This window comes from Bdellovibrio sp. HCB288, from assembly GCF_047305935.1.
GTDB lineage: Bacteria > Bdellovibrionota > Bdellovibrionia > Bdellovibrionales > Bdellovibrionaceae > Bdellovibrio.
On record NZ_CP178619.1, the window covers coordinates 2,151,355 to 2,172,673 of the forward strand.

At 47.4% G+C, this 21,319-nt stretch carries 24 protein-coding genes; 7 read left to right on the forward strand and 17 right to left on the reverse strand.

What is annotated here, in order from left to right:
* Positions 1–136: 136 nt before the first annotated feature.
* Positions 137–649: a TetR/AcrR family transcriptional regulator gene (locus ACLVWR_RS10555; RefSeq protein WP_340599133.1), complete on the forward strand. Its 513-nt coding sequence runs from the start codon at positions 137–139 to the stop codon at positions 647–649.
* 22 nt (positions 650–671) lie between these two features.
* Here the strand turns inward: ACLVWR_RS10555 and ACLVWR_RS10560 are convergent, their stop codons facing one another.
* The 9 genes from ACLVWR_RS10560 to ACLVWR_RS10600 all read right to left on the reverse strand — a co-directional run bounded on the left by ACLVWR_RS10560 (position 672) and on the right by ACLVWR_RS10600 (position 8,626).
* Positions 672–1,376 (reverse strand): hypothetical protein, encoded by a 705-nt coding sequence (locus ACLVWR_RS10560; protein WP_340599134.1) that lies wholly within the window; start codon positions 1,374–1,376, stop codon positions 672–674.
* 138 nt (positions 1,377–1,514) lie between these two features.
* Positions 1,515–1,997 (reverse strand): DUF3011 domain-containing protein, encoded by a 483-nt coding sequence (locus ACLVWR_RS10565; protein ID WP_413580618.1) that lies wholly within the window; start codon positions 1,995–1,997, stop codon positions 1,515–1,517.
* Positions 1,998–2,133: 136 nt separating this feature from the next.
* The gene (locus ACLVWR_RS10570) at positions 2,134–2,748 is read right to left on the reverse strand and encodes a hypothetical protein (RefSeq protein WP_413580619.1); all 615 of its coding nucleotides are present in this window, start codon (positions 2,746–2,748) and stop codon (positions 2,134–2,136) included.
* 69 nt (positions 2,749–2,817) lie between these two features.
* Positions 2,818–3,630, reverse strand: a complete 813-nt coding sequence (locus tag ACLVWR_RS10575; RefSeq protein WP_413580620.1) for a YihY/virulence factor BrkB family protein — start codon at positions 3,628–3,630, stop codon at positions 2,818–2,820.
* A 112-nt stretch (positions 3,631–3,742) separates the two neighbouring features.
* Positions 3,743–4,522: a hypothetical protein gene (locus ACLVWR_RS10580; protein WP_413580621.1), complete on the reverse strand. Its 780-nt coding sequence runs from the start codon at positions 4,520–4,522 to the stop codon at positions 3,743–3,745.
* 140 nt (positions 4,523–4,662) lie between these two features.
* Positions 4,663–5,574: an MBL fold metallo-hydrolase gene (locus tag ACLVWR_RS10585; protein ID WP_413580622.1), complete on the reverse strand. Its 912-nt coding sequence runs from the start codon at positions 5,572–5,574 to the stop codon at positions 4,663–4,665.
* Positions 5,555–6,328 carry a lysophospholipid acyltransferase family protein gene (locus ACLVWR_RS10590; protein ID WP_413580623.1) on the reverse strand — a complete coding sequence of 258 codons (774 nt, stop codon included), beginning with the start codon at positions 6,326–6,328 and terminating at the stop codon, positions 5,555–5,557. The genes ACLVWR_RS10585 and ACLVWR_RS10590 overlap by 20 nt, the downstream gene beginning before the upstream one ends.
* Positions 6,325–7,260, reverse strand: a complete 936-nt coding sequence (locus ACLVWR_RS10595; protein ID WP_413580624.1) for a phosphatidate cytidylyltransferase — start codon at positions 7,258–7,260, stop codon at positions 6,325–6,327. The genes ACLVWR_RS10590 and ACLVWR_RS10595 overlap by 4 nt, the downstream gene beginning before the upstream one ends.
* 4 nt (positions 7,261–7,264) lie before the next feature.
* A complete protein-coding gene (locus ACLVWR_RS10600; protein WP_413580625.1) occupies positions 7,265–8,626 on the reverse strand; it encodes a sigma-54-dependent transcriptional regulator in 1,362 nt (453 codons plus the stop codon).
* A gap of 124 nt (positions 8,627–8,750) precedes the next feature.
* Between ACLVWR_RS10600 and serA the strand changes: the two genes are divergently transcribed.
* Together serA and ACLVWR_RS10610 are read left to right on the forward strand one after the other, a co-directional pair.
* Positions 8,751–9,956 carry a phosphoglycerate dehydrogenase gene (gene serA / locus ACLVWR_RS10605; protein WP_413580626.1) on the forward strand — a complete coding sequence of 402 codons (1,206 nt, stop codon included), beginning with the start codon at positions 8,751–8,753 and terminating at the stop codon, positions 9,954–9,956.
* A gap of 103 nt (positions 9,957–10,059) precedes the next feature.
* The gene (locus ACLVWR_RS10610; protein ID WP_413580627.1) at positions 10,060–10,314 is read left to right on the forward strand and encodes a hypothetical protein; all 255 of its coding nucleotides are present in this window, start codon (positions 10,060–10,062) and stop codon (positions 10,312–10,314) included.
* 56 nt (positions 10,315–10,370) lie between these two features.
* Here the strand turns inward: ACLVWR_RS10610 and ACLVWR_RS10615 are convergent, their stop codons facing one another.
* Complete coding sequence (locus ACLVWR_RS10615; RefSeq protein ID WP_413580628.1) at positions 10,371–12,116, reverse strand: substrate-binding domain-containing protein; 1,746 nt, start codon at positions 12,114–12,116, stop codon at positions 10,371–10,373.
* A 432-nt stretch (positions 12,117–12,548) separates the two neighbouring features.
* On the opposite strand from ACLVWR_RS10615, the gene ACLVWR_RS10620 reads away from it, so the two are divergent.
* On the forward strand, positions 12,549–13,340 hold the full coding sequence (locus ACLVWR_RS10620; protein ID WP_413580629.1) for a substrate-binding periplasmic protein: 792 nt from the start codon (positions 12,549–12,551) through the stop codon (positions 13,338–13,340).
* Between the two features lie 57 nt (positions 13,341–13,397).
* Complete coding sequence (locus tag ACLVWR_RS10625) at positions 13,398–14,036, forward strand: hypothetical protein (protein ID WP_413580630.1); 639 nt, start codon at positions 13,398–13,400, stop codon at positions 14,034–14,036.
* Positions 14,037–14,073: 37 nt separating this feature from the next.
* On the opposite strand, the gene ACLVWR_RS10630 is transcribed toward ACLVWR_RS10625, so the two are convergent.
* The 4 genes from ACLVWR_RS10630 to ACLVWR_RS10645 are packed head-to-tail and all read right to left on the reverse strand — an operon-like array spanning position 14,074 to position 16,223.
* Positions 14,074–15,459, reverse strand: coding sequence for an FAD-binding oxidoreductase (locus tag ACLVWR_RS10630; protein ID WP_413580631.1), 1,386 nt, complete (start codon positions 15,457–15,459; stop codon positions 14,074–14,076).
* A 9-nt stretch (positions 15,460–15,468) separates the two neighbouring features.
* Positions 15,469–15,678, reverse strand: coding sequence for a DUF2892 domain-containing protein (locus ACLVWR_RS10635; protein WP_340599150.1), 210 nt, complete (start codon positions 15,676–15,678; stop codon positions 15,469–15,471).
* Position 15,679: 1 nt separating this feature from the next.
* Complete coding sequence (grxD, locus tag ACLVWR_RS10640; RefSeq protein WP_413580632.1) at positions 15,680–15,985, reverse strand: Grx4 family monothiol glutaredoxin; 306 nt, start codon at positions 15,983–15,985, stop codon at positions 15,680–15,682.
* Positions 15,986–16,010: 25 nt separating this feature from the next.
* A complete protein-coding gene (locus ACLVWR_RS10645; protein WP_340599152.1) occupies positions 16,011–16,223 on the reverse strand; it encodes a BolA/IbaG family iron-sulfur metabolism protein in 213 nt (70 codons plus the stop codon).
* A 111-nt stretch (positions 16,224–16,334) separates the two neighbouring features.
* On the opposite strand from ACLVWR_RS10645, the gene ACLVWR_RS10650 reads away from it, so the two are divergent.
* Positions 16,335–18,251: an LTA synthase family protein gene (locus tag ACLVWR_RS10650; protein WP_413580633.1), complete on the forward strand. Its 1,917-nt coding sequence runs from the start codon at positions 16,335–16,337 to the stop codon at positions 18,249–18,251.
* A 12-nt stretch (positions 18,252–18,263) separates the two neighbouring features.
* On the opposite strand, the gene ACLVWR_RS10655 is transcribed toward ACLVWR_RS10650, so the two are convergent.
* Both ACLVWR_RS10655 and ACLVWR_RS10660 read right to left on the reverse strand, forming a co-directional pair.
* Positions 18,264–18,941 (reverse strand): PilZ domain-containing protein, encoded by a 678-nt coding sequence (locus tag ACLVWR_RS10655; protein ID WP_340599154.1) that lies wholly within the window; start codon positions 18,939–18,941, stop codon positions 18,264–18,266.
* Positions 18,942–18,943: 2 nt separating this feature from the next.
* A complete protein-coding gene (locus ACLVWR_RS10660) occupies positions 18,944–20,095 on the reverse strand; it encodes a cyclic nucleotide-binding domain-containing protein (RefSeq protein WP_413580634.1) in 1,152 nt (383 codons plus the stop codon).
* Between the two features lie 236 nt (positions 20,096–20,331).
* Between ACLVWR_RS10660 and ACLVWR_RS10665 the strand changes: the two genes are divergently transcribed.
* Positions 20,332–20,643 carry an HNH endonuclease gene (locus tag ACLVWR_RS10665; RefSeq protein ID WP_413580635.1) on the forward strand — a complete coding sequence of 104 codons (312 nt, stop codon included), beginning with the start codon at positions 20,332–20,334 and terminating at the stop codon, positions 20,641–20,643.
* On the opposite strand, the gene ACLVWR_RS10670 is transcribed toward ACLVWR_RS10665, so the two are convergent.
* Positions 20,618–21,289 (reverse strand): hypothetical protein, encoded by a 672-nt coding sequence (locus ACLVWR_RS10670; RefSeq protein WP_413580636.1) that lies wholly within the window; start codon positions 21,287–21,289, stop codon positions 20,618–20,620. The genes ACLVWR_RS10665 and ACLVWR_RS10670 overlap by 26 nt on opposite strands.
* Between the last annotated feature and the right edge of the window lie 30 nt (positions 21,290–21,319).

A 21,319-nucleotide genomic window follows, 5' to 3' on the forward strand; every position in this document is an offset into this window, starting at 1 on the left:
TCCTTTGTTTGAATAAAAGCAATCTATTCAGAAACAAATTGTTTGTCCCGTGTTCGCGTTGACAGTATTGGGCACTTTCTGTCGAAATCGGGAGCTTTCATTGACAGAATTCGGGGAGAGTTGTCAAAATTGCTTTATGGCAACTCAATCCAAAGAAGAAATCTATTTTGCGGTCTGCAACGCTATCTTAAAGATGGAAGTGGCCAAGGGTCATTTGCAGTGGACTCTGTCTGATGTTTCTCGTGAATCCAATGTCACGCGTTCATTGATTTACTATTACTTTGGTAAAGAGAAGGACCGGGTGTTGGAGGAAGCCTATAAATTCGTTATCTCTCAGGTTTTCAATATCGAACGCGCCAAGAGCGTGGGCATACGTGAGAGACTTCGGGATGTTTTGCGAGATGTGCAAAATATGCCGTTCCTGTTTGTTCTTTATTATTTGGAAAAAAATGCAGGAACCCAATTTGGCAAAATGATTCAGGAGGCAGAGGCCTTGTTGCTGAAAGCCATGAAAATCGAATTCCCGGATCTTTCAGAAGTTCAAATTCTTGAAATTTACTTGAAGGAACTGGGTGCGATTGCCTATCAGTTGCCGCCGGATAAGGTTGAGAACCTTTTTGAAAATTATATTCCAGGACAGGCGAAGTAGGCCGGTCCCGGAATCCATCATTTTAGTAAGACTTCACTTGCAGGTCGCCGGATCCTGACATGGCTTTCACACTGAATTTGGATTTAGTGTCGGTGCCAAATTCATTTTCCATTTTTCCAGCCATGGCCATGATATCCGCTCTGAACTTGGAGCCTTTAGGCAAAAGCAGAGTAGAGTTACCACTGCCATTCTTGAGTTCGGCTTGACCTTTTTCAGGCAGGCTTAAATATGTCACAGAAATATTTCCGCTGCCGGTGCCGACTTGGGAACTGCCCGTAGCACCTTTGATTTCGATGTTGCCTGAACCGGCTTTGCCATCGATCTCGTTGAACTTGCCATCAGCAACGAGGCTGCCGTTCCCGACTTTGAAATCAAGTTTGCCCTCCGTGCCTTTGGTGTGAACATTGCCATTGCCGTTCTTGATATCCAGATTCACCATTTTTGGCACTTGCACTTCCAGATCCACAACACAATTAGTGGAGCCTTGGCGTTTTACTTTTACATCAAGTTTGTCACCACTTCGTTCCGCATTGACCTTGCAGGCTTCCGGGGAGGTATTTTTGGTGATAGTGACTGTTGATTTAGGTGAATCAACGGTGTTGATTTTAATGTCGCCAATGTGATTCTCAATCACCACTCGGCTTAGTCCCTGTGATTTGAACTCGCGGGAATCAGCATAAGCATGGCTCGCCAATGCGCAACCCGCAAATAGGATTAGTTTTTTCATTTAGTTCTCCTTGTTATGCAATAAATCTGGCATCCAAGGTGGGAATAGTGAAACTAAATGTCTCTCAAATGTCGAATCACGGTATGTGGTTTAGCAATAAAAAAAGGCAGGGAAGGCCTGCCTTTTTTTATATTCAAATTAGAATCTTTCGATGGCAAAGACACCACGGCATCCATGGTCAACCCAGATGGAGCTTCCCACCAGGCCGAAGGAGCGATTTTCTTCGCAGCGAGCTTTGGATTGTTGTCGTGCTAAATAAACGCGACGGATGCCGCGAGGGTCGATGTAGCAAGTGTTGTAACGGTTGCCTTGGGATTCGCAAGTTACATACTCGATGGTAGGTTCGTGGCGAGGTGGAGGTGGTTGTGGACGAGGATTCGGGCCACCATGACCAGGGCCGTTACCTGGACGGCCATAGCCAGGGCCATTCCCAGGACGACGATCGTCTTCTCTTCGATCATCGCGACGATCACCGCCCCGGCGATCGTCGCCGCGACGGTCATCCCGACCAGGGCCACGAAAGGAATACACCTCTTCAGACTCAGAATAATTAAAATCATAGGCATGAGCACTTTGTGCGATGCTGCCAAGAACGATAAGTGCCATTAATACATTTTTCATTTAATCCCCCAAACTTAGTGGTGTTCTTTTGACGTAACCGTCAGTTACTGGGGGACTATTGCGAAGCTTGTGCCATGGATTCCGGAGCCAAATTGCACCGTAAACTTTGTGTCGCTAAGTGCTTAGGTGCGCTGAATTATTGTCGTATGTAATCAAAATTTCCCCAAGTGGCTTCGGGGCGCTTCGCTGGAGTGGTGCCATCATGAGTGGAATCAAAATAACCGAAGTTTAAAGTGCCTTGAACGATGTTCAACTGGGGAATGCTGTAAGGTGCAATATGGTAAATGTCATATTGAACAGTTCCGACGGAGGCCATTGTAGAGGTATCACATGTTCTTCCAGCAACGCTCTTTGCGACTCCCAGTGACCAGTCGTTGTAGCCGCAGTATGTAGCAGCATTATAGTTTGTGACCAGTGTGGCGTCCATGGCCGTGAGACTCATAGATCCAAGGGTCATATCTAACTCTATGGAGTCGGAAGTCGTGAGTTTGTCGCCGACTATGTACGTACCGGTATTGTCAATTTTTACCAGTGCCGCCGAGCAGGACGAGGAACCGTAAGCCGTCATGCTTTGTGTGAAGTTTCCACCACTGAAGCTCGCGGTATTGATTTGGTAAGCAGAACCGGACCCGGAATAAGAGCAGCCGGTTTTCCAGATTCCACCCTCAAGTGCACTCGAGGGAAGCAACTCCTCTTTCATACAGCCCATTAACAGCAGGGATGTGCTTAATAAGATAATAGTAGTTTTCATTGAAAACTAATCGGAGTTTATGATTGTAAACTTAAAACAATTTATTTTGACTGAAACAAGATGAAACGGCTAAGTGATATGACGTTTCTGTAAGCTTGCGCAAAGGGCGACGCCGGCCAGGATGACATACCACAAAGATAGTATCCAAAGCGTCAGGATGGGAATGGCGGCAAAGGAGCCGTAGATTTTATTGTAATTAAATACTCCCACGGCAACGAAGGCGAAACCCTTATGCACGCCGAACATACCTGCGGCGGCAAGTAAAGAGCTGACAAAGGCAGAGCGCCAGTGAACCGGCAGGTCTGGCACCAGTTTGTAAATCAGGAACAAGCTGCCAACCAAAACGAAGCCGTTGGTGAATCCGCCCGGCAAAAGTTTTCGAACCACCTGGAATTGATCCAAAGTATTGAAACCCACATAGATGGCAAGGAAAACGGGAATCAAAAGAATCAGTACCCATTGATAAATCAAACGCTTGTAGAAGGGGCGGGTGTTCTTGTGATTCCAAACACGGTGAATGCCGACTTCCATGTCATGCAATAGACGCAAAGAAGTCAGAAACAAGAAGATCGCACCCGTCGTACCGACTTTGCCGGCGTTGATGTTTTTAAGAAAAATGCGCAGCCATTTGGTCAGATCACTGCCGGCGGCTTCTCGCAGGTTCATCAGCAGGAAGAACTCCACCTTTGGATACAAGGCTTCGAAGCCACCGATGGACTGAAATGTGGCTGTTACCACCGCCAGAAACGGAACCATCCCCACGATCGTCGAAAAGGAAAGGGAGCTCGCCACCAATGCCAATTCACCATCCTGCATCTGTTGGACGGTGTCCTTGATAACACCCCATAGGTTTCTGAAATTTCTGGATACTCTTGCGATCATGGTTGTCCCGTTTCTTTTTTAACCATAGCGGTTAAATTGGGAAAAGGGCATAAAAAAAGGGATGCCGAGCTGGCATCCCTTTAGGAAATTACTTTGTTAAGCGTCGTAGTTGCTATTTGCTGGCAACACGGTTTTTGGATTTTTTCTTTTTCTCGTCTTTGCAGAAAGCGATGTCAGGCTTTTTTGCTTTTTTGCCCATCTTAGCTACCTTTTTGCAATCCACTTTGGCTTTTTTGCCAGCAACAGCTTTGCCTTTTCCTTTGTCTTTTGCCTTGGCTTTCGCCAGGGCTTTTTTCTCGGCTTTGCAATATGCTACTTCAGGCTTTTTGGCTTTCTTGCCTTGTTTCGCTACCTTTTTGCAGTCGATTTTAGGCTTCTTGGCTGCGACCTTGTCTTTGCCCTTTTTGGCAGGCAGGGACTTGGCCATTTTTTTCGATTTCTTCGGAGAATCGTAGGATGAAGATGTGTTGTAAACCTGCGGCTCATCCGGAGCTACGTTGGCAATAGCCGGTGTTGGTTCGCCCTGCCACGAAGGAGCGGAGCGATCCATCTCTTCGTTGACCGTTGCTTGCGGCAGGTTTTCAGAATCGCCGGCATGGTTTGCAGCAGGACCCTGGGTTTGTGCTGCCAGATCGCCTGCGGCTTCTGCCACGTAGGGATCAGCGTGATTTGAAAGCTCGGCACCATCTTCTGCTGCCGCCGCGGATGCTGTTTCTTCAGTAGCCGGTGGGTTCACCAGATTTGCTGATTCAGAATCCTGCAGTTCCAATGGATCTGTCGGTTTTGCTTGTTCTTGTGTGGCTGGAGCCTCTTCGGACCCCATCATGGATTTCACTGTCGCGCAGGAAATCATGAATGAACTGAGTGTTGCTAGTACCAGTAAATTTCTCATCGCTGTCCCTCTCGTAAATGTTATCAGCATAACAACACTATCGGCGGGATTTTTGATAAACAAAACGCTGTTCTCAAAATAGAGCGTTTCCAATTGGGGCGTTCTGGAACCTCATGGAAAACAGAATAAAAGTTCGTCAGTTACAGCCAGAATCGTTTTTGAACCGCAAAGTCATGGCCATTTCTTTCAATGATAGCAGCATCACAATAGGGATCGTGCTCAAAGAATAAATACCACTTGCCGTCAGCAGCTTCGCCTAGGTGTTTGGTTTTTTCTTCCATCAAAACCAGGGGTTGCAGGTCATATCCCATCAACCACGGGATTTTCACGTGAGTGCTGGTGGGGACCATGTCCGCGCAATACATCAAAGTATTGGATCCATCGGTGACTTTGATAATCTGTTGGGACTGTGTGTGACCATTGGAGATCACACAGGATATGCCCGGGATAAAGTTTTCTGTCGGACCATCCAAAAGCTTCAAGACTCCGGAGTCTATCAATGGCTGAAAGTTGGCAGCGTAGTAGCTGGCTCTTTCACGCAGGTTGGGGTGGCTTGCAGTGTCCAGGTTTCCTTTTTGGGCCCAGTAGGTTGCATTGGGAAAAGTAGGAACCAGTTTGCCGTTGCTTTCAGTCACTCCACCGCCGGCGTGATCAAAATGGAAATGGGTGATGACCACGTGGTGAATATCCTCAGGATTGACTCCATGGAACTTTAGCGATTTCAAAAGTGACGGACCATTTTGATCCATGCCGTACATCTCGGCAAATTTGTTACCAAGTTTGTCGCCGTACTTGGCTACAAAGTCAGCACCATTGCCAGTGTCGATCAGAACGTTGCAACCTGGGGATTTTAAAAGTAAACCGCGGGCTTCCATCTGGATGCGATTTTTGTCGTCAGTGGGATTGGTTTTTTCCCATAAAACTTTAGGTACGGTGCCAAACATCGCACCACCATCAAGGCCGAACAAACCTGTAGGAACCGGGCAGACTTCAAAAGGACCGATTCTTAGATTTTGTTTTTCAACTACAAAACTACTCTGCGGCGTTGTCATCACCTGGCTCCTTGGTGTCGATGTCGCTTTCAACGGGGAAAGCTTCAGGGTAAAAGCTCATCACCCAGCTCTTATAAGCAGCATACACCTCTTCGATAGGGCCTGGGGGATGAACGGGACCTACGTGCAACGTCAGGCGGCCTGGTTTGGCAAAGAATTGCCCCTTAGGCCAGAGGTCCGCATTTCCTTCAAGATATGTGAACAGAATCGGAGTCTGAGTTTTCTCTGAAAAAATAGAGACGCCTCGTTTGAATTCCTGAACTTTTCCGGTTTTAGATCGTGTGCCTTCCGGAAAAATGATCAACCACATGCGGGGAAGTTCTGTCAGAAGTTTCAAGATCAAATTCACCGCTTCACCCTTGCGATCTTTGCGATCGATGGGGATGGCGCCCAGGCAGTGCTGAGAGAAAAACATAAACAGAGGATTTGAAAAGAAGTAGTCCTTGGCCGCGGCGATGTAAACACTCAGCCAATAGCGACGGGGAATTGAAGCCGTCAGTGATACCGCATCCAAGTGACTGGCGTGATTGCTGATGATGATCAGCTTGGGATGTTTTTCATAAATGGTTTTAAACGGCACACCTGTGACTTTGAGGCGGATGTAAAACTTGAAGATGATATTCTTCAGAATAAGGGACCACAAAAAACGCATGCACACACTGAAAAAATCCAGATGGCGGGTAAAAAGCGGCAGATGTTTCAGGTAAGACGGCAGTTTGGTCCACTGCTCGTTTTCGTAATCCCAATCCCTCATAGCAAAACCGTCATCACGTAATAATAGATCGGTGCAACAAAGATCAGACGATCCACGCGGTGAAGGAAATCACCACGGCCAATGATGAAAGGTCCCATGGTCTTCATGCCGGCGTCCCGACGAACAACTGTCATTACCAGGTCTCCGACAAAACCACCCAGCGCCGCGATCAGACCCGATGCCAGCCAGTATTTTTCAGATCCATCCGGCAACAGGAAGCGCATGCAACCTGCAAGGAACAGAGTCAAAGCGATGGAGACCGCGGTACTGCCCACAGTACGGCGAGGATTGATGGACGGGAACATTCTCCAGCCACCGATATAACGTCCCACTGCCAGATTGGTGTTGTCGCAGAATTCGGTCAAAATGATCAGATACATCAGCTGGTAAATCCCATTCGGGAATTTCATGATCAGCCCCAGATGCATGAAGGACCATCCAAGGAAGATGAAGGCCAGCAAAGTCAGGGACATGTATTGAATCATGCGCTTGTAAGAGTTGCGAATCAGGGGAACCAGGCAGGCAGCCATCAGCACGATCATCGGCATGACGTTGTAGATGTCGACCCGGTCAAAGTAGATACAGGCAGCCAGGCCCACAATGCCGGCATAGCAGATCAAGACAAAGTTGCTGCGATGGAACATCCCCATGATCTGAAAGAAGATTTTGGCGCCCAGGATGGCCAGCAAGGTCAGACACACCAATGGCCATGGCGTTGGCAGGCCCATGACGATAAACATCAACGGAGCCGCAATCAGCCAGCTTTTGATGCTGGCCCAGGATTGAACGAAATAGTAGTTCTTGTTACGGAAAAAGAAAACGATCGCACCAGAGGCAAAGATGATTGAAAGAACAATCAAAACCGTTTGACGGTAAATGTGCGATTCCCATGCGGCTGGAATATTCAGAGTGATGGGAAGTTGAAAGTCCATGGAGCTATCCTTCCTGGATGTTATAATCGCTGATCTTTTTATAAAGATTCGATCTTGAAACCTGAAGAAGCTGTGCGGCCTCTTCGATGTTAGTTGTTTGTTTCATCGCTGTGCGTATCACATGGGCCTCAAAGTCATCAACCAATGTATTCAGGCCTTTTGTGAAATCAATCACAGTATACGAGGGAGCTTTTGCAGGAGTGGCGGCAGGCGTTAACCACTTGTTGACATCTTCTGCACGAATAAAAGGCAAAGGAGATGTCAGGCTCAATTGTTCGCACACGCGCTTCAGTTCACGCACATTTCCGGGCCAGTTGTATTTCTTCAAAGCTTCCAGTCCATCTTCCGTGAACTGTTTGTTGCGACGTGGTCTTTCCATGGACAGGAAGTGCTGAGCCAGCTCATCAATGTCATCCAGACGATCGCGCAAAGGTGGCAAGTTAATTCTTTGAGAAGCCAGACGGAACAACAGGTCCTCACGGAATTCACCGGCCGCCACCATTTTGTCCAACGGTTTGTTGGAGGCAACAAGGATGCGGGTCTTCACGATCATGGATTCTTTCGCACCCACTTTGCGTACTTCGCCACTTTCCAAAAATCTTAAAAGCTTTGCTTGTTGAGTCAGTGGCAGCGCTTCGATTTCATCCAGAAACAAGTCTCCGCCGTTGGCGGCTTCCGCCAGACCGATTTTATTTTGGTCAGCACCGGTGAAGGCCCCTTTAACATGGCCGAAGATTTCAGATTCAAATAAATGTTCAGGGATGGATGCCAGATTGACGGCAATAAAAGGGCGCTCGCCCTCTTGCTCATGCAGCAGGCGGGCGACGACTTCTTTACCGCAACCGGTTTCGCCTTCGATCAGAACGGGTTTGCTTTCGCCACGCAACTCGGCCAGGCGTTTTTTGATCGTCTGGGATTCATTGGACTGACCGACCCAGCGGGTGCTGCCCCGGTCTGAGTTCGGATCAAAGGTGCGCAAATCCCACAACGCCTCAATTTTTTCGATCACCATGGTGATCTCTTCCGGCATCAAGGGTTTTGCAAGAAAGCGTTGGGCCCCGGCCTTTAGGCAAGACTCCATAAGTTCGCGGCTCAGATCCCCGGACATGGCAACAACCTCAAGCTGAGGGTTGTGTTTCATAAGTTTTTCAATGACCTTGGGACCGATGGCAGGCTTTCCTGTTTCCAGGTGCATATCCACGAAAGCGGCATGATAAAAACGTTCAAACTGAACGGCTTCCAGTTTTTGTGCTGAAAACACCTTCCAGTAAGAAGGCAGGCTCATCTTCAAGGACTGATGAATCAGATTGTCGTCGTCAACGATGAGTAGAGAAAATGCTCGAGTTTTTGCCATATAGATAAGCATGGCTCGGCGAAAGTCCTTTGACCACCCTTAATGCCCTTGGTCAGTAGTGACGAGTGTCACGTTTTGCCTCTAAAATAAGGGGATGCATCCACGACTGTGTCGTGATGCTATTAGGGGGCATTCAATGAGTGAGCTGAAGATACTTTTGACTGAAAACATCCACGCTGTTGCCAAAGATAAACTTGCTGAAGAAGGCTTCAAGGTGGATTTGCTGGCTCACTCTCCCTCAGAAGAGGAACTGCTTCAGATTTTGCCCAATTATCAGATTCTGGGCATTCGCTCAAAAACCGAAATCACCCGGAAAGTTTTAGAAGCCAACAAACATCTTTTGACGATTGGTTGCTTTTGCATCGGCACCAATCAGGTTGATTTGCAAAATGCCCGCAAGTGGGGAGTGCCTGTATTCAATGCCCCTCACTCCAACACGCGTTCCGTCGCTGAGCTGGTGATTGCTGAAATGATTTCTTTGTCGCGTCAGTTGGGCGATCGCAATACTCAGGCACATCAGGGTGGTTGGGTTAAATCCGCAGAAGGCGCCCATGAGGTCCGCGGCAAAACTTTGGGAATCGTCGGATATGGCCATATCGGCAGCCAGGTCAGTGTGTTGGCGGAGTCCATGGGTTTGAAGGTGATTTTTTATGATATCGTGAAAAAACTGCCACTGGGGAATGCTGTCGGCAAGGGCACGTTGAAAGAGCTCTTGGCGGAAGCTGATTTTGTGACTCTGCATGTTCCTGAAACCGCAGAAACCAAGGATATGATTTCCAAAAACGAACTGATGGCGATGAAAAAAGGGGCCCACCTGATCAACGCCAGTCGCGGGACAGTGGTGGTTATCGAAGACCTGGTAGAGGCCCTAAAATCCAAGCACATCGCAGGATGTGCCATCGACGTGTTCCCAGAAGAGCCTGCGTCCAACAAAGTTAAGTTTATTTCCCCTTTGCAGGGAATCGCGAACGTGATTCTGACCCCGCATATCGGGGGCAGCACTGAGGAGGCCCAATACGCCATCGGCCTGGAGGTTGCTGAAAGCTTCCGTCGCTACTTGCGAATTGGCTCCTCATCAGGGGCGGTGAATTTTCCAAACGTGGACCTGCCGGTAAAGCAGGGGACGTCGCGCCTGTTGAATGTCCATCGCAATGAGCCCGGGGTTTTGGGCGAGATCAATGGAATTATTTCCAAAGCCGGCGCCAATATCGAAGGGCAATATCTGTCGACGGACCCGGAGATCGGGTACCTGGTCATGGACGTCCATGCGACTCAAGTGCAGACTTTAGCTGAACAAATAGGCAAGCTGGAGCGCTCAATCCGAACGCGAGTCGTTTACTAAAGTTTTCGATGCTTACAACTCTAACATTTTTGCATGTGGGGTTGTAGATTTCGGGCAACTCGTGGTACACCCGGACCCTCTTTAATAACTTCTGGGGGTTTCGGTGAAATCTGTTTTGATCGCTTTGTCTTTTGTTGCTGCAGTTCCAGCGTTTGCTTTTAATGTTCCTGCTTATGAAGGCTATGGCCAAGAAGAAGCTACGACTGATTACGTTTCTTGGTGCGACAAAAACAACGTGATGATGGTTCAAAACGACCAAATCGTTCCGATTGCAGACTGCACAGCTCAAAACCTTACTTGCCGCACTGTTAGACTTTTCCGCGGCAACAGCTACTTGGTAACTGCAAGCTGCAGATAGTTTCAAAGTTTAAAATTGAAAATAGATTAAAGGCTCTGAGTATCAGGGCCTTTTTTTTATCTATAGTACTTCCAATCCAATAAGTTGTATTTGCGAAGAATTTGCTCCAGTTGACCGTTGGATCGGGCCTTCTCCATCCATGTGTTAAGCAGGTCTTGAAGTTCCAAAGGATACTTGTTCTCGGGCACTATCACCAGACTGAGACTGTTAAAGCCGGTCAATGAAGTGGGTTGCAATTCCAGATTCAGATGCTGGCGACGAAGCAGTGTATAGCGCAAAACATTGTAATCACCCAATGCCAGATCCACGCGTCGTTCAATAATGGTTTTGATCATTCGGTCCGCCACATCATGTCCTTCGATCTTCGTGGACTTTTTAAACTCGGCAGGGTTCAGCTTCAATTCGGTTTCCTGTCCCAATCTGGCAAATGCAATTCGCATGTCCGTCAAAGAATCCTGGTCGACGACTCTTATGCGCACACCAGGGGTGAAGAGTGCTCCGGTGAACGAGATACCCAGCTTCGGCCCAACGGCTTGAAAATTCGGTTCATAGCGCACCAGGTAGCTGGGCAATATGATGTAGTCCACGGTCTTTGCCATTAATGCTTTGGGAAGTTCGGTGTCGGTCAAACTGACAATTTGAATTTTGATATCATTTTCTTTTGCGACACTGGTCAAAATATCGTTGAGATATCCGGTCCATCTTTTTGGACCTTTCTCGCAAAGATAAGGACAATAAGGGGCGATTCCAATTTTTATTGCCGGAAGTCTTTCTCGCTCCTTGGAGTTGAGGGACGGTGTTTCGCTGCTAGGCATTCTGAAATCTGAGGCATGAATTGATACAGTGGGAGTGCCGAGCCAGCCATTAAAGCCACTAAGGCTTTTGATTGTCACTGGATAGGTTGGAATCAAGACACGGGCGTTGACGGCTTTTTCCTCGAAGTGGTTGATCACCTGACGAGCGGTTTCGCGGCCGATTTCAGCACAGTATTGTGAGGAGTCGATCACGGTCAGCCGTTTACGGCGAATGTTTTCTATGGCCTTGGGATCTCCGTCAACGGTCGCATGCAAAACTTCTTTGCGACCCTTGCTCCAAAGAGTGTCAGCTATGGTAATTCCCGCGCCATCGTTCACTGTGAAAATCACATCGACGCTTTTTTTTTGGGGAAAGTCCCGCAGAATTTCCTGGGCCGCAACTTTGCCGGAATCAGGAGTGATCGCTTCATAACGCTTAAGCACGGTGAACTTGCGCCCTTTTGAGCGAAGAGCATCAAAAAAGCCATCAACACGATTTATGACAGCTGACACTCGCAGGTACTCCACCAGAACAATTTTAATTTCCTGCTCTTTGGGGATAAGGGAGGCGATGTAGATTCCGTTGTCCCAGCCCGCTTGATAATTATCACTTGTGATATAAGAGGTCAGATTTCCCAAGAGTATGTATTGGTCAAAACTGAAGACGGGGATCTTTGCGGCGTTCGCCTCTTGCAAGGCTTTGCTGGCCGTGGCGAGATCGGGAGGCTGAATGATCATGGCGTCGGGCTTTTTGGGAAAGGCTTCTTCCAGCTGGTTGATCTGATTTAAAATTCCTTCTCGTCCATCGCCGGCCACATAGGGAACGAGTTCAATTTTCAGTTCTGAAGAAGAGGCGTTGTGCTTTTCAAACTCCTGCTCGAGTCCTGCTCTCATCGCAACTTGGGCTTCGATTTTGTCATTCCAATAAAAAACATGAACCTTGATGGTTCGTCCCCAAGCAGGGGATGCGATCAAAATAAGAACTATGCAAAGTCTAAGGAACCTCATAAGTGAAATTATATAGTTCTTAACATTTTTGGTAACGGTCCATTCGAATAGAACACGAAATCCTGTTGATTTGCATATGAGTTTGGGAATGTCAGACCATTTTGATTAGAGTAAAAGAATTGTTAAATAACGCTGTTTCAGTACCGGTGATGAAGTTACTTCGAACAGCTATTATAAATACTGTGTTAATTGCCAGCACTAGCGGATGTACGTTGGAGTTTGCTGTTCGGGATCTTGACTTGGATTCAACAGGTGATCTCGAGAGCATTTCCGTCGATGGCGCCGTCACTGTTTCTGGCATTAAGTACACTGCTGGCGGATCTTGGTTGGCTTGGCGCGAAGGACATGGCTTTAGATGCGTTTCTCCGTTAATTAACTAGCCCTGCCGCAAAACATGCATCGCATGAAGTTCCGCAAGTTTATAATGGCCCCATGCAGTCAGGGATCATTCTTTTTATCCTCATTTTTATTTCTGTCAGTGCAGGTGCCACGGCCGTGGAACAACCCTGCAGTCGGAATTTTGATGTGGGTGTTGCCGACTATCCTCCGGTATTTATGCGCGAAAAAGGTCGACGTGTGGGAATTGGTGTCGATATTGGTAAGGAGCTTTTCCGTCGGACAGGCTGCAACTTTGCGGTGGTGGAGTTCACCCGACCGGTTGCGATTACCCGCATGCGCCAAGGCCGGATGGATTTGTTTCTGCTTGTGGGTTCAGAATATGAATTTAATGAAATGGCAACTTTTGTGAAGATAACGGAAGCGGAGCGATCGCTGACGTATTTAACTTCTCTGAAGAAAAGCTTTCCAAGTGTGGAGAGTCTTCTGGCTGACAAAAAAATGCGGGTGGGGGTGATGATTGGCTCCCATTCAACGTGGACACCGGAGGAATTGGCGACTCTAAATGCGGAGGGACGTGCCGTCGGAGCGCCAAATCCAGAGGGATTGTTTAAAATGTTAAAGGCAGGGCGTGTTCAGGCGGTTCTGTTTCCAACGGCGACAACACTCTACTACCTCAATAAATTGAAAATGACTTCCATCGTAACAAGATTGCCGGATCCGGTACATTCCAGTTCGGTGGGCTATGTCTATTCCAACAGACGTTTGGCACCCAAGGAAATCGAGATGATCACCAAACATATGGAAGCAATGAGAGCAGATGGAACCCTTAAAAAAATATTTGATAAATACTTCGAGTCGAACTCTCCCGTCTTTCGCACACAATGAAATAATTTCTATTTAACCGAGGCAAAGCGGAGCGTGTCCCATCTATGGGAGGGGCCAATGCTCACAGCGAAAAGGATTTCGCTCGCAATCGCGTTCACACTATTCAGCTTGCAAGGATGGGGAGCTGGATACGGCAGCCTGAATCAATCGGATAAATTAGTAACACGAAAGAATCCTTTGAAGGGTCTAAGTCTGGTGATGCCCTCTGTTGTGGTGCATGGGATTTCTCCGGGGCCCAACGCTTCGACTTACATGCCTCGCAAAGTCGATGGGAAAGGGGCCACTGTGATCACGCCTGGGGTGGGATTGGAATATGTGGCGGAAAGCGGGCTGACCTTGCTCGCGGCTTTTGTGAAGGACTGCTATGACAATCCAGCAGGAGCCTTGCAGATCGGGGAGACATTCAAGGTTTCGGACCGCACGCAATGGGGGCTGACGTTTGGGGTATATGCAAGGCAGACGCCGAAGACCTGTGACACGTACTTTGACGGAAGACGCGAGGTCACTGAGTGTTATGAGATCGACGGTTATCGAATGAAGTTTATGACCAGTCTTGGTGGTCATTCAGTTGATATCTTGCCGATGCCGTTTTTGCACTTTACGACGGCATTGTACAAATCCCGGGATTTTAGAGTGGATTTTAAAGTGATGAGCAATTTCGTTCTGAACGAGTTTGGTCTGGCGATACCGTTTTAATAAAAAAGCCACTCATTTGAGGGAGTGGCTTTTTGCTTTAGATCACTTTTCCTGGATTCATGATGTTGTCAGGATCAAAGACTTTTTTGATTCCCTTCATCAGATCAATTTCCGCATTGGAGCGGGTGTAGTTCAGGAAGGACTTCTTAGTCAATCCGACGCCATGCTCGGCACTGATCGAGCCTTGATACTTTTTAACCGCATCAAAAACCATCACATCGACTTTGCGGCATTCCTGAACAAATTCCTCTTTGCTCATACCTTGTGGTCGCAAAATATTGATATGCAGATTTCCGTCGCCGATATGGCCAAACCAAACAACTTCCCAGTTGGGATATGCACCGGACAGCACTTTCTCAAGGTCTGCCATAAATGGCGGAACTCTGGAAATAGCCACAGAGATATCATTTTTGTACGGTGAGTATTTCGCCAGGGATTCAGAGATGTCCTCGCGGTATCTCCAGAATGTCGTTGCTTGTGTGTCTGATTGGGAAATCACACCGTCAATCACCCAGCCGTCCTCTGCACATTGGCCAAAAACCTCCAGTGCCTTTTCCTCATCAGCTTCAGAGCGAATTTCAACCTCTGCCAGCACATAGAAAGGAGCTTGAGTTTCAAGTGGCATTGGCAGGCCGGTGTTTTCCAAAACTTTTGCCAGTGCTTTATCGGAGAACATCTCAAATGCCACCAAGGACGTTTGAGTTTTGAATTTGCCAAAGATTTTCATCACAGACTCAAGCCCGCTGACCGCCATCACCAGAACTTTCATTGGTGGGGGAGCTGGTGCAAGACGAATTGTGGCTTCAGTGATAAATCCCAAAGTTCCTTCGGCACCGATGAACAAATGGCGCAGGTCATAGCCTGTCGCATTTTTAACAAGTCCGTTATTAAGTTCCAGAATTTCACCGGTACCAGTGACGACTTTCAGTCCCGCCACCCAGTCACGTGTCAGTCCGTAGCGCACCACTTTGATGCCGCCCGCATTGGTGGAAATGTTTCCGCCCATTTGGGATGAACCGGTTGCCGCGAAATCCACCGGATAGAAAAGATTTTTCGAGTGCGCGAACTCCTGCAGAGTTTCCGTCACCACTCCGGCTTCAATGATCACGGTCTGATCAATCGAGCTGAAGTCTTTGATTTTGTTCATCTGATCAAAAGAAACAACGACTTCACCCTGAGTCGCAACAGCGGCCCCGGAAAGTCCGGTGCGACCTCCTGATGGAACCAGAGCGATTTTGTTTTTACGTGCCCATTTTACCAGGGCGGAGACTTGTTCAGTCGTGTGTGGGAAAACAATAGCCGACGCTTTGATGTCGAAATAGGTTGTCCAGTCTTTGCCCCAGTACTTTAAGCTTTCCTCGTCGGTTTTGATCTGGTCTTTTTTTAGAAAACTATCAAGCTCGAGGAGAGTCGCTGGTGCCATGGTGATATCCTATTCCTGGTCGTGAACGGGCCGGTAAAAATCTTTCAGTGTTCTTATTCTAAAGAAAGCATAGATGGGACACAAGCCCCAAGCAGCGGTGAACAGACCGTAAATACCGATGTAAGTCCAGAAGGGACCCCCAGCGATGGCGTAAGCGGTCAGTCCTACGCCAAGGATGAATCTAAGAGTGCGGTCCCAAGTGGCGACATTGCATCTCATTTTACTTTAGTAGTTCCTGTAGCTCACCAGATTGGTACATTTCCATCATGATGTCAGAACCGCCAACAAGTTGGTGATTCACGTACAACTGAGGGATCGTCGGCCAGTTGCCGTATTCTTTGATACCAGAACGGATCTCTTCGTCATCAAGCACGTTCACGTCTTGAAACTGAACGCCGATGTCCTGAAGAATTGCGCAGGCACGTGCAGAGAAACCGCACATTGGAAATTGTTGAGTGCCTTTCATGAAAAGCACAACTTTGTTACCTTTTACGATACCGTCGATTTTTTGTAGTACTGGAGACATAAATTCCTCGTTTTAAATACTTATCTTAAACTATTTTGGTTTTAATGGAGAGTGCGTGGACTTCACCGGTTTTAAGTTCTGGTCCAAAGCAAGCCATGACCTGCTGATGTTGCTGAATTCGTGTCAGGCCTGCGAATTTGGAGCTTTCCACGTATACTTCCCAATGATCCTGAGTTCCTGTTAGATCGAAAATTTCGATTTTGCAGTTTGGGTAAGTTTCTTCTAGGCGTTGTTTCATTTGCTCTTGAGTCATGGGGGCAACCTACCAGAGTGCCCACTTTATGTCCAGAGGCGGCAGTGGGCGGGCGGAACCTTGTTTTAACGTGTCGCGACAGTGTAGGATGGGCCTATGTTTGGACACTCTTTACGACTGATTAAGATCTTTGCTCTGATTCTGCTTTTGATGGTGTTTTACGCCCTGGCGCGGGCGGAGTTTTTGATCTGGAATTGGAACTTATTTCACTCCAAATCGATAACAGACATCCTATGGGCATTCTTTGTGGGAATGCGTTTTGACCTCTCAGCAGCATTTTGCGGGGTGGCTCCGATCCTTCTGCTTAGCTTTTTCCCGTGGCCAGCCAAATGGAACTCCGTTTGGGAGAAGGTCACCTGGGGTGTTTTTTGCCTCGTCAATGTGCCCTTCTTGATCCTGAATCTGGTGGATACGGAGTTTATTAATTTCGTCGGGCGCCGATTCACCTACGACACTATTTTTATTTTGAACGAAGCCCAGGGTAAAATGCTGAACTTTGTCGGCAGCTACTGGTTGTTGTTTTTGATCAATACGGTGATTGTCGCGGGGTTGATGGTTTCATCCTGGTTCCTGCTGCGCAGACCATTTGGAAACACCCACTGGCAAGGCAGTTTAAAAGCATGGGGAGCGCATGGCCTTATGTGCTTTCTGGCTTTGGCTTTGGCGGTATTCGGTATTCGCGGGGGCTTTCAAAGAAAGCCTATTAACTTTGTAAATGCCAATGTTTTCACAGCACCGCTCTTGAACAATCTGGTGCTGAATTCGACCTTCACGTTTATCAAAAGCTACGGCGCCAACGATATTAAGCATGAAAAGTATTTTGCGGATAAGAACGAGATGCTGGCGTTGTTGAATGGTTCCTTTGTCGGCAGCAGTCTGAAAGGGCAGCGCCCGACGGCACCACAAAACGTAATGATCATCATGTTGGAAAGCTTTGGCTCTGAATACTTTGGTACGGTCGATGGTGTGACTCGCACTCCGTTCCTGGATTCGTTGATGAAAAAGTCATTGGTGTTTGAAAATGCCTACGCCAATGGACGCCGCTCCATTGAGGGAATTGCGGCGATCATGGGAGGAATTCCCGCGCTGATGAGTGAACCCTTCATTTCGTCGCACTTTACCGCGAATTACTTCCTGGGACTGGGAACCCTGCTGGCGGATAAAAAGTACTCCACCAGCTTTTTTCATGGTGGGCATAACGGAACGATGTACTTTGATTCCTTCATGCAGAGTGCTGGTATCGAGAAATATTACGGAGCCAGTGAATACGGGAACTCCAAGGACGATGACGGCGTCTGGGGAATTTGGGATGAACCTTTCCTGCAGTGGATGCTGAAAGAGGTCAATGGCTTTAAACAGCCGTTTATGACGTCGGTTTTTACCCTTAGTTCCCATCAGCCCTTCAAAGTTCCAGCTCAGTATCAGGACGTGTTTAAAGAAGGATCATTGCCGATTCTAAAAACCATCGCCTATACGGATATGTCCTTGGAAAAGTTTTTTGCCGAGGCCGAAAAGCAACCATGGTTTAAAAACACTTTGTTTGTAATCACGGCAGATCATACGTCAATCCACTATCGTCCGGAGTACACGAATGAAGTTGGGGACTATATGGTTCCGATTTTCTTCTATCATCCGGAGTTTAAATTTCCGAAAGTGGATTCCAAGATGGTGGTGCAACACATAGATATTCTGCCGACCATTTTGGACTTTTTGGAAATTCCGCAGAAGGAAGAGAACTACATGGGGAGCTCTATCTTCGTGGATGGCGATAAGGTGGCTGTGGTATTTAATGACGGAATCTATCAGTTGTTTGCCAAGGATTATCGTATTCGTTGGGCCCTGGGACAAGCGGAGCCCGTGATGTTTGCGATTGAGGACCGGGCAGGGGAAACCCCGTTGACTGAGCCCGCGGCACGCAAAGCTGTCTTAGTAAATAAAATGAAGGCACAGATTCAGTATTTTAACGAAGGCATGTGGGATAATAAACTCTACTATCCCAACCCAGGTAGATAAAAAAAGCCGGTTTTAACCGGCTTTTTTGTAGGCAGAGCGCTGCATTTCCACAATGGCGCTCATGATGGCAAATTCGCTGGAATTTGCCAGGTGATTGAACTCAAGTCCGATCACCATGTCATCTCCGTGAACGCGCAGATTCTTGACGAATCCCTGAACCGGAATCGGTTCGCGCTCCTCTAAAAAGATAACAGCTTCCACACGGTCATCCAGACGCAATGTCGGCATTTCCGCTGTCAGTAAAATCGCGCAGCCTTCTGTGGAGACGTCAATCAGACGGCAGGTTGTGTTTGATTGTTGTAAATTCAAAGTTGCGATCAAACAGTCCGCTTGAAATCCTGAGGGCAGGGTGTAGCGGAAGTTCTTTCTTCTTTGCAGGTGAAAAAGATCCTTCAGGGACAGGTTCAGTCCGCCTTCGAAAGGCAGGGCTGTGGCTTCGAACATGTACTTCTCGTTGTTCACACGGAAATAGCAAGTCAGGACGCTTTTCAGGCCAAACTTCAGTTTGGATCCATCGGTCATCACGCATTGAATCTGATTCTTGTCATTGATGGAAACCGCATTCACATGCTCTTTTTCATCATCATCACCTTTGATCAGGATTTCGCCTTCGATAGCCACAAGAGTTTCCAGAAGGAATCTTTTGTGAACTTCATTGTTGATGGTTTTGAATATAGTCAATGGTCCCATGATTAAGCCGCGCTGACCAGTTTATGGCCACACTCTCCGCAGAATTTGGCGCCAGCCACGACTTCAGAGTTACACTGAGGGCATTGTGGGCCATTGGTTTTCTTTTTCGGTTTCTCTTCTTTTTCGTTGATGTCGACGTAGCCGCGTTCATTCCACTTATCGATCTCGCGAAGCATCTTCCAGCTTTGCAACATCGAACGGAACTCTTTGATTTCAAATTGCAGTAACACGCCCGTACCAACTGTACGACGCTTCATAAAGATCCCTTTGCCCTCAAGACGGGTGAAGTGATCGTTGTTCAAGGCAAAGCCAAGTTCATTGGTGCAGTACTCGGAAAATTTTGCGAATTCGATACTGGTGATACCAAAACGGTCGACTTCAGGAGCATCGCCTGTGACTTTCAAAAGACCATCCAAAAGATTCAGACAGACTTCGTCCACGCGTAAAAGCTCGGACTTTCCGGCACCTTTAAAATAGTAGTATTGGAAGAACTCAAAGAAAGCTTCAACCAGATTCAAATCCAGGAAGTGGACTTTTTGAATCTCGTCAGCGCCCTCTGGATTGTCGACGGGTTTGCCCATTTCGTACAAAGCCAGTTTTTGTTTCACCAGAATGTTGATGATCTGCTCGACACGCTTTGGACTCTCGCCCATCACACGTTGAGAGTATTGCTTCATCATCTGCCACTCGATAACCACGCGACCAGGCAATGTCGTTTTATCGCCTTTGTGATTTGCTGTGTGGAAGACTGCGCCGAAAGCTTTCGCGACCTGATCCTCAGGGCATGGGGAGGAGTCTTTTTCAAGTTTCGAGGAGCGAACTTCATTCACGCCCATGCGCAGACGCTCTGCCAGTGATTTGATGATCACTTTCAGCATTTGTGGAGCGCCTTCATAAGTTTGTTTCAATGTATCAACAGGAATTTCAAGTACCTTGGTTTCAGCTGTGGCTACAGCTGCTGTCGGGTGAGTTTGTGCTCCCAGAATGACCTGATCTCCCAGGAAATGAGACGGTCCCAACTGAAAGAACTCAACGTTCTTTTTACCACGAATCAGACACTGAGAAGCGCCACCTGACTGAATCAGGTAAACAGAGGTGATTTTATCGCCATCCTTGAAGATGACTTCGCCTTTTTTAAAGGTTTTTACGGACATAACTCACTCCTCAAATAAGAATTCTCAGAAAAGTTATCGGCTAAAAAGCTCGTAAAATTGAGGTTTTAAGGGGTGTCCAAGGTCCAGATTCTAAACCTGGACGCTGGACCATAAGGCTAAAAACCGGGGGTAAAACCACCTAAAAACCCACTAAAAAGGCAGAAATTTTATATGATTCACCCCTAAAAACCGAGGGTGAGTTGCTGGATTTCAAGGTTTCGGCTATAAAAGCCCCCATGGAATACTACTTTAGCGCAGCCCCAGAGGCTCACCAGAAAAAGGAAAAAGCGAAAGCTCGCGAGCTTCGTCAAAGCCAATGGTGGCGCCAGGAACTGGGCAAGGGAGTTTGCTATCACTGCGGAGTGAAGTTTAAGTCTGCAGAGCTAACGATGGATCATTTGATTCCCATCGCTCGCGGCGGTAAATCCACCAAGAACAACTGCGTTCCATCCTGCAAAGACTGCAACAGCAAAAAGGGTCATAAGACCCGTGCAGAGATGGCTTTGGAAGAGTTGAAAATCACTACGGGTGAAAATACTGAGGAATAGGATTTTTATTCCGATTCACAACAATAGTTAAAACCGCTGCAAACGAATCCGCTTTAAACACTGGAATGAACCACTTTGTTTCCGCATTATAAATCAGGCGTTCCAAGCTGTCTTTTTCGATAATTCTAAAAGGTTTAAGCCCCGTCTCTTGGCGAACGGGATTTTCCAGCTGGAAATACTGTGCTGCTGCCAGAATGATTTTCTCCTGCTCGTCGCCTGGACGCTCATAAAGATGATGCCATTGACGGCAACACAGGTCTTCAAAAGTATAACTGCTGATTTCCAGAATATTTAAAGAACGGAAGAGATGCATCCCTGCGCGATTATAGATCTCGATGAAGTGGTCGTTTTCGATTAAATCCAGATCTTCGGGGCGAGAGTTGTAGCCAGCCGTATTCAGGTAGGTTTCTACCTGAGCACGGGTATCAGTCAGAGGCTGATGTTTTTCCTTCATATGAACAAAAGCCAAGACATAGGTTTTCACACGGGAGATCACATCCACTTGTTCGTCTGGACTAAGACGATTGAAGTGAATGAGCTTTGGATCAGCGTAAGGGCGAATAATAATCCCCTCACCCTCAACCAATTGGGCGAATGATTCAGCGAGCTCTTTAAAAGTCGCTGTTAAAGTTTCTTGGTGTTTCATACCGTCCTGAATATTAAAACGTACTGCGCA